This is a genomic window from Comamonas sp. w2-DMI (genome assembly GCF_040187735.1).
Taxonomy (GTDB): Bacteria; Pseudomonadota; Gammaproteobacteria; order Burkholderiales; family Burkholderiaceae_C; genus Comamonas; species Comamonas terrae.
Genome location: NZ_JBANEL010000010.1, coordinates 99,506 through 112,965, shown reverse-complemented (window position 1 = coordinate 112,965; position 13,460 = coordinate 99,506). Strand labels below are relative to the sequence as shown.

Sequence of the window (13,460 nt, the reverse complement as noted above, 5' to 3'; positions counted from 1 at the left end):
ATGAAACTGATCGGCTCCACCTCCAGCGCCTATGTACGCAAAGTCCGCGTCGTGCTGGCAGAAAAGAAGCTGGACTATCAATTCATCGAGGAGAACCCCTGGGAGGCCGATCGCGCCCCCGGCACCGGCAATCCGCTGGGCAAGGTACCGCGCCTGATCATGGAAGGCACGGAAGCCATCTTTGATTCACGCGTCATCGTCGAATACCTGGACACGCTGTCGCCAGTCGGCAAGCTGATTCCCGGCACGGGCCGCGAGCGTGCCGAGGTCAAGACCTGGGAAGCGCTGGCCGACGGCCTGCTGGATGCCGGCGCCCTGGCCCGCCTGGAAGCCACCTGGCCCGGCCGCGAGGACGGGCAGCGCTCGCAGGCCTGGATAGACCGGCAGATGGGCAAGATCCGGGCCGCTCTGAAGGTCATGTCCCACGGCCTGGGCGACAAGCCCTTCTGCTGCGGCGGCACCCATCTGACGCTGGCCGACATCAGCGTCTGCTGCGCCCTGGCCTGGCTGGATTTCCGCTTCCCCGAGCTGGACTGGCGCACCGAGCACCCCAATCTGGCGGCCCTGCTGGCCAAGATCGGCGCGCGCCCCAGCTTTACCGCCACCGAGCCCCGCTAGGCCGCCGCAGGCCATTGCCCAAAGAAAAAGGCCACTGGCAGATCAGTGGCCTTTTTGCTGCGTAATAAAAAAGTTGCGAAGCATCCCGAAACGAATTAAGAGAGGGAGGGAGGAGAAGCGCTCCGGGCGGTTCATTGGGCAGACCCAAAGGCTTCGCAACATGAAATCGACTGAGGTGGCCTCCCTGATTCACACCTGATGTTTCGATAGATGCGTCACTTTTGCAGAAGTTCCATAGCCTGGGGGTATCGAATTTGTAACATTTTGAGGAAGTCCTGTTTCTGCCTGTAGGCCAAATCCGATCATTGCTGCCGGAGCCGCTTGCGGCGGCCCGGCAGGGCTCACTTTTTCATCGCCGGGCCGCCCAAGGATGGAAAGTGGGGCAGCCCGTACGCCACACACGGTGAAGAGCGCGGGCTGTCATTTTTTCGCTGCAAACACGGCATTCCATAGCGCCAGCACCGCATCGCGCTGCGCCGCGGCCTGCTCGGGCGGCAACTGGCCCGAACGCTCGTCCAGCCGCGCCACATGCTGCAGGCGGCGCAGCTCGCGGTAGGCCCTGGCCGCCGCGTGGCCCACGCCCGCAGGCAGCAGGCCCGCATCCTCGGCGCGCTGCAGCAGCGCGATGTTGCCGACATTGGCGATCAGCTCGGCATGCGCGGCCGACTGCGACAGCACCAGAAACTGCACCGCGAACTCCACGTCCACCATGCCGCCCGGGCTGTGCTTGACGTCGAACAGGCCGCCGCGCACGGGGTGGGCGCTGCGCACGCGCTCGCGCATGGCCACGATCTCGGCGCGCAGGGCGGCCGCATCGCGGGGCGCGGTGATCACGGCCTCGCGCACGGCATCGAAGCGCTCGCGCAGCTTCATGTCCGTGGGCGGCTGGCCCGGCGGCGGCGGAAAGTCGGGGCTGCCAAGCACAAAGCGCGCACGCGTCATGGCCTGGTGCTCCCACGTCCAGGCGGTATTGCTGCCGCGCCGCTGCTGGTAGTTCGCATAGGACTCGAAGCTGGTCACCAGCAGGCCGGAGTTGCCGTTGGGGCGCAGCGCGGTGTCGATCTCGAACAGGTCGCCCTCGCCGGTCTTCACGGTCAGCCAGTTGATGAGCTTGCGCACGAATGCCGCGTAGACCTCGGGCGCGCGCTCGTCCTCGTCGTCGAACACGAAGACGATGTCCAGGTCGCTGCCGTAGCCCAGCTCCTTGCCCCCGAGCTTGCCGTAGCCGATGATGCCGAACTGCGGCGAATCGCGGTGGCGGTTCTTGAGCCGGGCCCAGCACCACTGGGCCGTGACGCGCAGGATGCTGTCGGCCAGCGCACTCAGGTCGTCGGCCACCTGCTCCACGGTGATGCGGCCTTCCACGTCCCGCGCCAGCGTGCGGAAGACTTCGGCATGGTGGGCGCGGCGCAGCAGGTTGAGCAGGGTCTCGTCGTCGTCCTCGCCCGTGGACTGCAGCGCCGCCAAGCGCAGCGCGAGCTCGTGCTCGAAGTCGGCAGCGACGAAGCGCTCCTTGAGGATGGCGTCGCTGGCCAGCTCGTCGATCACGCCCGGATGCTGCTGCAGATAGCGCGCGGGCCAGCGGGCCGCGCCCAGCAGGTGCAGCAGCCGCTCGTGCACGGCCGGGCGCTCCAGCAGCAGCGCCAGATAGCTTTCGCGGCGCAGCAGCGGCTCCAGCCACTGCAGAAAGCGCTTGGCCGCTTCTTCGGACACCTGGCCGCCTTCCACCCATTGGGAGGTGCGCTCCACCAGGCGGAACAGGCGTGTGCGCGCCTCGTCGCGCAGCCCGGCAATGCGCGCATTGCCGCGCCAGTCGGCCACCTGGCCGGCCAGCGCGGGCGGCAGCAGCTCGATCAGGTCTTCGATCTCGCGCGGCGTGGGCGCGCTGCCGGCGGCCGTCCTGGCCGTGCCGCAACGGCCATTGCCGCATTGCGGCGCATCGCCGCCGAGCAGGGTGTCGAATTCCTGGGCCACCAGTTCGCGGTGCTCGTCGAGCTGGTGCAGAAAGGCGCAGGCATCGGCATAGCCCATGGTCTTCGCGATCCACAGCAGGTCGTCGTCGCGCGTGGGCAGCACATGGGTCTGCTGGTCGTCCAGGTACTGGATACGGTGCTCCACCCGGCGCAGGAAGGTATAGGCCTCGCCAAGGGCCCGGGCGATGTCCTGGCTCATGAGGTCGGCGCGGGCCAGGCGCTGCAGGGCTTCCAGCGTGGGTCGGCAGCGCAGCTCGGGGAACTGGCCGCCGCGCACCACCTGCAGCAGCTGCACGATGAATTCGATCTCGCGGATGCCGCCGCGCGACAGCTTCACGTCGTTGGCGCGCTCCGGATGGCCGGCGCTGCGCTTGGCCGCATGCTCGCGGATCTGGCGGTGCAGCACGCGCAGCGCGTCGAACACCGCGTAATCGAGATAGCGGCGGAACACAAAGGGCAGCACCACGCCGCGCAAGGCCTGGACATTGGGCGACTGTATGCAGGCCAAGGGGGCCACGACGCGGCTCTTGAGCCAGGCAAAGCGCTCCCACTCGCGGCCGTGGATCTGCAGGTATTCCTCCAGCGAGGCCAGCGACACCGCGGCCGCGCCGGAATTGCCGTTGGGCCGCAAGGCCAGGTCCACGCGAAAGACAAAGCCGTGCTCCGTGGTGTCGCCGATCAGGCTGTAGATGCCCTTGACGACGCGCGCGAAGTACTCGTGGTTAGAGATGACGCCGCGGCCGTCGCTCTGGCCTGCCGTCTCGCCGTCATGCTCGTAAACATAGATCAGGTCGATGTCGCTGGAGACATTGAGCTCGCGCGCGCCGAGCTTGCCCATGCCGATCACCCACAGCTGCACGGGCTGGCCGTCCGGACCCCGGGGAGCCCCATGGCGGGCATCCAGGTCGGCGCGCGCCTGGGCGCAGGCCCGGTCCAGCGCCAGCTCGGCCAGCTCGGTCACGGCGCGGGTCACCACGCCCAGCGGCGCTTGCTGCTCGCAGTCGAGCACCATGGCGCGCTCCACCACCAGCTGGCGCAGCACGCGCAGGCTGGCCGGCAGGTCCAGTCCGCGCTGTTGCAGGCCGGCCAGGGCCTGCTCCATCAGCGCCTTGTCAGGCGCGCCGGGCGGCAGCACGTCGAACCAGCTGTCATACCGGCGATGCAGGCGCTGGTAAAAGCGTGAATACCGGGCCGAGGAAGAAACATTCACGGCGTTATCTGCCATTGCTTACTTTTGTGGATTGCATACCGACCGCAAAAACATGACCGCGGCTTGCATCGGCGGGGCGGCAACCGATGGTTACCACTTGTGCCTTCGGGGGGAAGGTCATAATTCCAGCCATTGCTTGAGCCACAGATGATCGAACCGAAACCGCACCCGACTCGCCTGATCCACAGGCTGGCCAGCTTGGCACGGTGGTCTTTGGGACTGGTCCTGGCCTTGTGGCTGGCCGCCGCCACCGTGTGGGCAGGGCTCCATCTCTGGATTGTGCCGCGAATCAGCGAATGGCGCCCCGAGCTGCAGTCCCTGGCCTCACGCGCTCTGGGTATTCCTGTGACCATCGAAGCCCTGGCGGCCCGCCGCGACGGGCTGGTGCCCACCTTCGAGCTCACCGACGTGGTGCTGCACGACCCGGCCAACGGCGGCAAGGCCTTGCACCTGGCCAGGGTGGTGGTGGCCGTCTCGGCCCGCTCGCTGCTCACGCTGGGCGTGGAGCAGATCTATGTGGAAGCCCCCGAGCTGACCGTGCGGCGCGCGCCGGACGGTCAGATTTTCGTGGCAGGCATTGCGGTCACCGCCAGCGGTTCCGACAAGAACAACCATGCGGACTGGTTTCTGTCCCAGCCCGAGATTGCGCTGCGCCGCGGTTCGGTGCAATGGATCGACGAAAAGCTCCAGGCCCCGCCGCTTGCGCTGCACGATGTGGATCTGGTGCTGCGCAACAAGGGCTGGAGCCACTCGCTGCGCCTGGATGCCACGCCGCCCGAAGCCTGGGGCCACCGCTTCAGCCTGATGGGGCGCTTCAGGGAACCCCTGCTTTCCGTGCACGAGGGGCGGATCGAGCGCTGGAGCGGTCAGGCCTTCATGGACTTTGCGCAGGTAGACCTGTCCCAGCTCGGGCAGTACCTGGAACCCCAGGACTGGAAGCTGCAGCAGGGCAAGGGCTCGGTGCGCGCCTGGGTGGAAGTCAGCCGCGGCCAGCCGGTGGGCACGGTGGCCGACCTGGCCATCGAGGCGCTGCAGCTGCAGTGGAAGGACAAGCCCCAGCCGCTGCAGCTGCAATCGCTGCAGGGCCGCCTTAGCGCCAGAAGCCAGGACGGCTACCAGCTGGCCGTCCAGGGCCTGAGCTTCACCACGGGCGACGGCCTGCACTGGCCACGCGGCGACTTCAATCTCCGCTACCAGCCCACGGGGGCTTCCGAGCAAGGGCCGCAGGGCGAGCGCGGCGAATTGCGCGCCGACGGCCTGGACCTGGCCATTGCCTCCCAGGTGCTGCGCCGGCTGCCCGTTCCCCAGGCCCTGCAGACGCAGCTGCAGGCCCTGGCACCCTCGGGCCGGCTGCACCAGCTGCAGCTGTCCTGGCGCGGCCCCGTCGATACACCCACCCATTACAAGGCCTCGGGCCAATTCGAGCAGCTGGAGCTGCGCGGCCAGCCGTCGGACCAGGGCCCCGGGCATACCGGCGTTCCGGGCTTCCAGGGCGTTTCGGGCCAGTTCGCCTTCGACCAGGACAGCGGCCGTGCCCGGATCGGCCGGGCAAGCCAGAGTCCGCAGGCCGTGCTGAGCTTTCCCGGTGTCTTCGAAGATCCCGACATCCCCCTGGACGAGCTCGATGCCACCGTGCAGTGGCAGCTGCAGGGACAGGGCAAGGACCGGACGATCAAGGTACAGGTGCCGCAGCTGCGCTTTGCCAACGACGATACGGCGGGCCAGCTCCAGGCCCGGTGGCAGACCGGCGCTGGCACCGCGGCCGAGCCCCGCTTCCCCGGCCTGCTGGAGCTGCAGGGCCAGCTCGGCCGGGCCAATGGCGCGCGCATCCATCGCTACCTGCCGCTGGAAGTGGGCGACGATGCGCGCCGCTATGTGCGCGAGGCCGTCACGGCCGGCCAGGCCAGTGCGGTGAACTTCAGGGTCAGAGGCGACCTCGAGCATTTCCCGTTCGACAAGGCACACCAGGGCAGCCCAAAAGGCAGCGCCAGAGGCGACTTCCATGTCGAGGCCCGGGTGCACGACGTGCACTACCAGTACGTGCCTGCCTATCTGCTGTCGCCGGGCGAAAAGCCCTGGCCTGCCCTGACCCAGCTCACCGGGGAACTGGTCTTCGACAAGAATTCCATGCATGTGCGCAAGGCCAGGGGCATGCTGGGCGGCAGCGCCGTGGCGCTGGACGAGGCGCAGGCCGCCGTGGACGACTGGAACCAGACCGAGGTCGAAGTCCAGGCCCGGGCCCACGGCCCGCTGGACGACATGCTGGCCATCGTCCAGGCTTCCGCGCTGTCGGCCCTTACCGAACACGCACTCGATGAAAGCCGTGGCGACGGACCGGCGAAACTGGCGCTCAAGCTGCATCTGCCGACGGCGCACATGCAGCGCAGCAAGATCAGCGGCGCGGTGGAGCTGAACGGCAACTCCATCCAGCTCATGCCCGAGGTCCCCCTGCTGAGCCAGGTGCGCGGCACCGTGCAGTTTTCCGAGACGGGCTTCAATCTGACCGGAGTGCAGGCCAGGGCGCTGGGCGGCGCCGTGAGGATCGAAGGCGGCATGAAGCCCGCAGCCAACGCTGCCGCCGGCAGCTCCACGCCCATTCAGATCCAGGTACAGGGCTTGGCAACGGCCAAGGGCCTTCAGGAAGCCAGGGAGCTGGGGCCCTTCGCCCGCATGGCGAAGCATCTGCAGGGCCAGGCCCGCTACAGCCTGCAGCTGAACATCCACAAGGCCACGGAATTCACGTTCCAGAGCGATCTGCAGGGCATGGGCCTGCAATTGCCGGCGCCGCTGGGCAAGCCGGTCCAGGAAACGCTGCCGGTGCGCATCAGCCGCCGCCTGCTGTCTGCCGAAGCGGACCAGCTCAGCGTGCAATGGGGCAACGCAGGTGCCGCACTGATCGACAGGAAACTGCAGGACGGCGGTGCCCAGGTGCAGCGCGGCAGCTATGTACTCGCCCCGGGAGCCCAGGCCGACGCCGGCAAGCTGCCCCCGCAGGGCTTGGCGGCGCGCATGGAGCAACCCCGGCTGGACGTAGACGCCTGGACCGATCTGCTGCAGGACCTGGCCGGCGAAAGCCCCACCGCCGCCGACAGCGGCAAGCCCGGCAGCGCGATGGACGACATGCGCCAGTACCTGCCGCAGCAGCTGGAGCTCAAGGCCGGCGAACTCCGGCTGCACGGCCGCCAGCTGCACGATGTCGCCGTGCTGACCAGCCATGCCGGCAAGGCCTGGAGCAGCCAGATCACCGCGCGCGAACTGGCCGGTACCATCGAATACCGCGAGGGATCGCCGCAGGAGCCCGCGGGCCAGCTCATCGCCAGGCTCTCGCGCCTGACCATTCCCGATGCGGAAAGCGGCCTCGACCTCGTCAACGAGCAGGATGCCGCGGTACGCGAGCTGCCGGCGCTGCAGATCTCCGTGGACGATTTCCGCCTGGGCGCCCGCTCGCTCGGTCACCTGGAAGTGCAGGCACGCAACCAGTTGCTGCCCGGTAGCACAGGCCAGAGCTCGGGGGTCCGCCAGTGGCAGCTGTCGCGCTTCGACATCAGCACGGCCGAGGCGAGCCTCACGGCCAACGGCCAATGGTCGATACGCTATGGCGACAAGGCCCATCCCGGCGATACCCAGCTGCACTTCCGGCTGGCGCTGCGCGACGTCGGGCAGCTGCTGAGGCGCTTCGACATGCCCGGCGTGGTCGCCAACGGCCAGGGCAGCCTGCAGGGCGACATCGCCTGGTCGGGCTCGCCCATCACGCCCGACTTCAGGACCATGTCCGGCACCGTCCATGTGGATGTGCAGAAGGGCCAATTCCTCAAGGCGGATCCCGGCCTGGCCAAGCTGCTGGGCGTGCTGAGCCTGCAGGCCCTGCCGCGGCGCCTCACGCTGGACTTCCGCGACGTCTTCCGCAACGGTTTTTCGTTCGACTTCATGCGCGGCGACGTGCAGATCCAGAAAGGCATGGCCCGCACCAACAACATGCAGATGAAGGGCGTCAATGCCGCCGTGCTGATGGAAGGCTCGGCCGACATCGACAAGGAAACCCAGGACCTGCATGTCGTGGTGGTGCCCGAAATCAATGCCATGACCGCCTCGCTGGTGGCAACCGCCATCAACCCCGTGGTGGGCCTGAGCAGCTTCCTGGCCCAGATGATCCTGCGCGGCCCGCTGATCGCGGCCAATACCAAGGAATTCCAGATCCGCGGCAGCTGGGACGACCCGCAGGTGGTGGAACTGCCGCGCCGCGCCTTGAAGAAGGGAGCGGCCGACGGTTCCCCTCTGGACGAATCGGGCAGCAATGCGAAGATGCCCGAGCCGGGACGGCCCGCCGCCGAAACCCCGGCCAGCCCCGCCGGTACCGAAGCCAAGGAGAACCCATGAAGATTGCAGCCCTACAAATGGTGTCCGGCCTGGATGTCCAGCGCAATCTGGCGCAGGCCAGGCTGTTGATGCAGCAGGCGGCCGCGCTGGGGGCCGAACTCGTGGCCCTGCCCGAATATTTCTGTGCCATGGGGCGACGGGACACGGACAAGCTTGCCGTGCGCGAGAGCTTCGGCCAGGGCCCGATCCAGGATTTTCTGGCCCAGGCCGCACGCGAACTGCAGCTGTGGGTGCTGGGAGGCACCGTGCCGCTGGCTGCCGATGACGACGGCCATGCGCTCAACAGCAGCCTGCTGTTTTCGCCGCAGGGCGAGTGCGCGGCGCGCTACGACAAGATCCACCTGTTCCATTTCGAGAACGGCAAGGAGCGCTACGAAGAGGCGGCTACCGTGCAGGCCGGCAGCCGGCCCGTGGTCTGCGACGTGCGGGCGCGCGGCGGCGCAGTCTGGCGCCTGGGGCTGAGCGTCTGCTACGACCTGCGCTTTCCCGAGCTCTACCGCGCGCTCAGCGCCCAGGGGGCCGATGTGCTGCTGGTGCCCAGCGCCTTCACCCACACCACGGGCCAGGCCCACTGGGAAACGCTGCTGCGCGCCCGCGCTGTGGAGAACCTCGCCTATGTGCTGGCGCCCGGACAGGGCGGCGTGCACGAGAACGGCCGGCGCACCTGGGGCCACAGCATGCTGGTCGACCCCTGGGGCGAGGTGCAGGCACTGCAGGCCTGCGGCCCCGGCATTGCCCTGGGCGAGCTGAGCCATGAACGCCTGCGGCAATTGCGGCAACAATTGCCGGCTTTGACCCATCGCGTGCTGTGAGCCTCTCCTCCCCTTTCTCTTCCGGACCGGAAACCGAGCCCTTCTCCCGCTGGCCGTGGCGCCGCTGGCGCCAGGCCTGGCGCCGCTGGTCGCTGTGGAGCCTGCTGGTGATGCTGGTCGCCAGCATGCTGGTGACCATGGTCTGGCTGGCCGGGCGCTACGAAGCCTCCCAGGTGCAGGACAAGCTCGAGCGCGACACCATCAATGCCACTGGCGACATCCGCGTGGCGCTCAACCGCAATCTGCAGGACCTGCAGGCGCTCAACGCGGCCGACGACGATATCGCGGCCTGGAAGATCCGCGCCGCCGAGATCCTGCAGGTGCGGCGCGAACTCATGCGCATCGAGTGGCGCAGCACCGATCTGCGCCTGCGCGCCCACGCGGAAACGCCTTACCGCTCCATCAACTGGGACGACCATGGCCACGGCGACGGCATGCTGCCCGAGTCCTCGCTGACCTGCACCCATGCGCGCCGGCTCAACGGCCCCTCTTATTCGCCCAGCCACTTCCAGCTGCTGGGCGAAGGCCTGGGCACCGAAACCATGGACGTCTGCCTGCCGCAGACGCAAAACGGCCATCTGGTGGGCTATGTGATCGGCACCTACAGCCTGCAGGGCATTCTGATGGCCCAGGTGGGCAAGACCCTGCCGCGCACGCAGGAGGTTTCCTTCACCGAGCCGGACGGCACGCGCCTGGCCCTGGTGGGCGCGGCCTGGCGCGGCTCGCGCATGTTCACGTCCCAGCAGCTGCTGGACCTGCCCGGCAACACGCTGGTGCTGCGCATGGACAGCTGGCACCGCGCGCCCAGCGTCTTCCCCAATGTGATGACGGCCCTGGTCACGCTGATGTCGATCGCGCTGGTCTCCGTGGTCGTGGTGCTGGTGCGCGACAACCGGCGGCGCCTGCGCGCCGAGCGCGACCTGGGCGATGCGCTGGCCTTTCGCAAGGCCATGGAGGACTCCCTGGTCACCGGCATGCGCGCACGCGACCTGCAGGGCTACATCACCTATGTCAACCCGGCCTTCTGCAACATGGTGGGCTTCACGGCCGAGGAGCTGCTGGGCCTGAACGTCGCGCCCTACTGGCCGCCGGAGCTGGCCGAGGAGTATGCCCAGCGCCGCGACAACCGCCTCTCGGGCGCCTCGCCGCCGCCGCGCGAAGGCCATGAAAGCGTCTTCATGCGCAAGGACGGCTCGCGCTTCCCGGTGCTGATCTTCGAAGCCCCGCTGATCAATGCCCAGGGCATGCACACGGGCTGGATGAGCGCCTTCATCGACATCAGCGAGCAGCGCCGCATGGAAGAGCTCTCGCGCGCCTCGCAGGAACGCCTGCAGGCCACCGCGCGACTGGCCACCGTGGGCGAGATGGCTTCGCTGCTCAGCCATGAGCTCACCCAGCCGCTGGCCGCGATCTCCAGCTATGCCACGGGCTCGCTCAACATGCTCTCGCACACCCTGCCCGATCCGGCCCATGCGCTGCAGCAGCTGCAGGTCCAGCAGCAGGACCTGCGCATGGCCCTGGAGCAGATCGGCATCCAGGCCGAGCGCGCGGGCCGCGTGATCAAGAGCGTGCGCGACTTCGTGCGCCGGCGCGACCAGTCGCGCGAAGTCATCTCCGCGGCCGAGCTGTTCGAGGCCGTCCAGCCCCTGGTGAACCTGCAGGCCCACAAGCTCGGGGTGCAGGTGCGCACCGAGATCGAGCCGCGGCTGCCGCCCGTGCTGTGCGATCCCACCATGGTCGAGCAGGTATTGCTCAACCTGGCGCGCAACGGCATGCAGGCCATGGATTCGCTGCAGACTCCGGCCCGCGTGCTGACACTGCAGGCACGCGGCCTGGAGAGCTACGGCCAGCGTTGGGTAGAATTTTCCGTGGCGGACTGCGGCGTCGGCATCTCTCCCGAGGTGGCCAGCCAGCTGTTCACGCCCTTTTTCACCACGCGGGCGGAAGGCATGGGGCTGGGCCTGAGCCTGTGCCGCACTGTCGTGGAACAGCATGGCGGACGCCTGGTCCACCGCCCCAACCACCCGCAGGGCACGGAGTTCGTGTTCACGCTGCCGGCGCACTGCGAGTAGAAACGAGTTAGGACTCGCGCAGACGAGAACGCACAAGCGCCATGCCTTGAGCAGGCGCCTTGCCCCATCGAATTTGCGCCAGCCCGTGGAGTCTTCATGGAACCTGTACCCGACGCTACCGTCTATATCGTGGACGACGATGCCAGCGTGCGCGACGCGCTGGCCTGGCTGCTGCGCTCGCGCCGCCTGCTCAGCGAATGCTATGACAGCGCCGAAGCCTTCGAAGCCATGCTGCAGTCCCGGCCCCAGGTCACGCGCCCAAGCTGCCTGCTGCTGGACATGCGCATGGGCGGCATGAGCGGGCTGGCCCTGTTCAACCTCATGCTCGAGCGCGGCCAGACGGACACCATGCCGGTGATCTTCCTGACCGGCCATGCCGACGTGCCGACCGCGGTGGATACCGTCAAGCGCGGCGCCTTCGATTTCTGCGAGAAGCCGTTTTCCGACAATGCCCTGGTCGACCGCATCGAGCAGGCGCTGGCCGTCTCGGCCAGGCACCTGGAAGCGCGCCATGCGAGCGAAGCCGTGCGCAAGCGCCTGGGCGAACTCACCGAGCGCGAGCAGGACGTGATGCGCCTGGTCGTCGAAGGCGTGCCCAACAAGCTGATTGCCGACCAGCTCGACATCAGCGTGCGCACCGTGGAAGTGCATCGCGCGCGCGTCTTCGACAAGATGCAGGTCAAGTCGGCCGTGGAACTGGCCAACCTGCTGAGAAATGCCCACTGAGGTGCCGTACGTGCGCCGGCGCCTGGCGGGCGCTCCAGGTCCTTGGGGTCCGCAGAGCCGGGAATAATGCAGAGGAAGGGCGGCGGGCGGGGCTGGATGCCTCACAACGCAACGAAAATACGCGCTGTCTACTGCAACTGAATATTCCCCGACCATGTCCATCGCCCACTGGCTTGTTTTCTGCGGCGTCTCGCTGCTGATGTGCTTCACTCCCGGACCGGCCGTGCTGCTGGCCATCTCGAACTCGGTGGAGGTGGGGGCAAGGCGGACCGCATTCAGCTCGCTGGGCAGTTCGGCGGGCATCTTCGTTGTTTCCGCGCTGGCGATGATCGGCATGGGGACCATACTGCGCATGTCGGCAAATGCGTTCCTGGCGATGAAAGTGGCCGGCGCGATGTACCTGATCTGGCTGGGCATCAAACGCTGGCGCAGCAAGGAGGGCCTGCTCGGCAGCGCTGCGGGCCTGGCGCCTGCGCAGCGGCGCGAGCGCAGGAACCGGGAGTTGGTGTGGCAGGGTCTGGGCGTGTCGCTGACAAACCCCAAATCGATCCTGTTCTTCTCGGCCCTGTTCCCGCAGTTCATCGTGCCCGAAGCATCCCTGTTCACGCAGTACCTGCTGCTGACCACGACATTTGCGGTCTGCGCGTTGATCGCGCATGCTTTCTACGTGGTGCTTATTTCGCTGGTCAAGGACCATGTGGCCGCGCGTGCCAAGCTATTCAACCGCATCGTGGGCGGCACCTTCACTGCACTGGGCCTGAGCCTGCTGAAGACACGGCACAGGCTGGCGTGACCGGCAAGGCCCGCCGGGGCGGCTGAATACGACACGGCTGGAATCCCCCTGCAAAGCAAAAAAGCCCCGCCTGAAGCGGGGCTTGTCGTATTGGCACGCTTGGCGCTTACTGGGCACGTTCGCCCACGTAGATTTCCACGCGGCGGTTGCGGGCGCGGCCTTCGGCCGTGTTGTTGGAGGCGATCGGCTGGCGCGAGCCCATGCCCTGCACCTGGATGCGGGTGCCGCCGACGCCGCGCGAAGTCAGGTAGTTGCGCGTGCTCTCGGCGCGCTGCAGCGACAGGGGGTCGTTGATCGCATCGGAGCCGGTGCTGTCGGTGTGGCCGATGATGCGCACCTCGGCATTCGGATTGTTGCGCAGGCCGTCGGCGAAGCGGTCCAGGATGGGGGCGAAGTTGCTCTTGATGTCGGCACGGCCCGTGTCGAACGAGATGTCGCTCGGGATGTCCAGCTTGAGCTGGTTGTCCGCCGTCTGGGACACGCCCACGCCCGTGCCCTGGGTCGCGGCTTCCATTTCGCGCTTTTGCTTTTCGAGGTTCTGCGACCAGATGTAGGAGCCCAGGGCACCCACGCCCGCGCCGATCAGCGCGCCCTTGCCGGCATGGCCGCCCGCGATGGCGCCGATGGCCGCGCCGCCCAGCGCGCCCACGCCCGCGCCGGTGGCCGTGCGGCGCGTGGTGTCGGACATGCCGTCCATGTTCGCGCAGCCCGAGATGAACAATGCGGAGGCCAGAGCGGCCGTCAGAGCCAGTTGCTTGCGCATAGAAAACTCCTTTTTCGTAAACATTCCCGGAAACCGGGTTCGGGAAACGGCTTTCATTGTTGAAGTTCAGCCGCAGCAAGCGTATCAGCGGTCACAAGGCAAGTTCGTAGGACTGC

The 13,460-nt window shown here is 67.6% G+C and carries 8 protein-coding genes; 6 read left to right on the top strand and 2 right to left on the bottom strand.

The genetic code is table 11. The features are described 5' to 3' along the window. Positions 1–618, top strand: a complete 618-nt coding sequence (locus V8Z74_RS12570; RefSeq protein WP_349709526.1) for a glutathione S-transferase family protein — start codon at positions 1–3, stop codon at positions 616–618. A 420-nt stretch (positions 619–1,038) separates the two neighbouring features. Here V8Z74_RS12570 and glnE read toward each other — a convergent pair whose 3' ends face one another. Then, on the bottom strand, positions 1,039–3,816 hold the full coding sequence (glnE, locus tag V8Z74_RS12565) for a bifunctional [glutamate--ammonia ligase]-adenylyl-L-tyrosine phosphorylase/[glutamate--ammonia-ligase] adenylyltransferase (protein WP_349709525.1): 2,778 nt from the start codon (positions 3,814–3,816) through the stop codon (positions 1,039–1,041). 132 nt (positions 3,817–3,948) lie between these two features. Between glnE and V8Z74_RS12560 the strand changes: the two genes are divergently transcribed. The 5 genes from V8Z74_RS12560 (at position 3,949) to V8Z74_RS12540 (ending at position 12,581) form a co-directional block, all read left to right on the top strand. After that, positions 3,949–8,178: a YhdP family protein gene (locus V8Z74_RS12560; RefSeq protein WP_349709524.1), complete on the top strand. Its 4,230-nt coding sequence runs from the start codon at positions 3,949–3,951 to the stop codon at positions 8,176–8,178. Then, positions 8,175–8,990: a carbon-nitrogen hydrolase family protein gene (locus V8Z74_RS12555; protein WP_349709523.1), complete on the top strand. Its 816-nt coding sequence runs from the start codon at positions 8,175–8,177 to the stop codon at positions 8,988–8,990. Before V8Z74_RS12560 ends, V8Z74_RS12555 begins: the two co-directional genes overlap by 4 nt. A 110-nt stretch (positions 8,991–9,100) precedes the next feature. After that, positions 9,101–11,062 (top strand): two-component system sensor histidine kinase NtrB, encoded by a 1,962-nt coding sequence (locus V8Z74_RS12550; RefSeq protein WP_083526568.1) that lies wholly within the window; start codon positions 9,101–9,103, stop codon positions 11,060–11,062. Positions 11,063–11,158: 96 nt separating this feature from the next. Further along, positions 11,159–11,788 (top strand): response regulator transcription factor, encoded by a 630-nt coding sequence (locus tag V8Z74_RS12545; protein ID WP_066474252.1) that lies wholly within the window; start codon positions 11,159–11,161, stop codon positions 11,786–11,788. Positions 11,789–11,942: 154 nt separating this feature from the next. Further along, positions 11,943–12,581 (top strand): LysE family translocator, encoded by a 639-nt coding sequence (locus V8Z74_RS12540; RefSeq protein ID WP_349709522.1) that lies wholly within the window; start codon positions 11,943–11,945, stop codon positions 12,579–12,581. A gap of 106 nt (positions 12,582–12,687) precedes the next feature. Here the strand turns inward: V8Z74_RS12540 and V8Z74_RS12535 are convergent, their stop codons facing one another. Next, on the bottom strand, positions 12,688–13,344 hold the full coding sequence (locus V8Z74_RS12535; protein WP_066474257.1) for a YiaD family glycine zipper/OmpA-like lipoprotein: 657 nt from the start codon (positions 13,342–13,344) through the stop codon (positions 12,688–12,690). Positions 13,345–13,460: the final 116 nt, after the last annotated feature.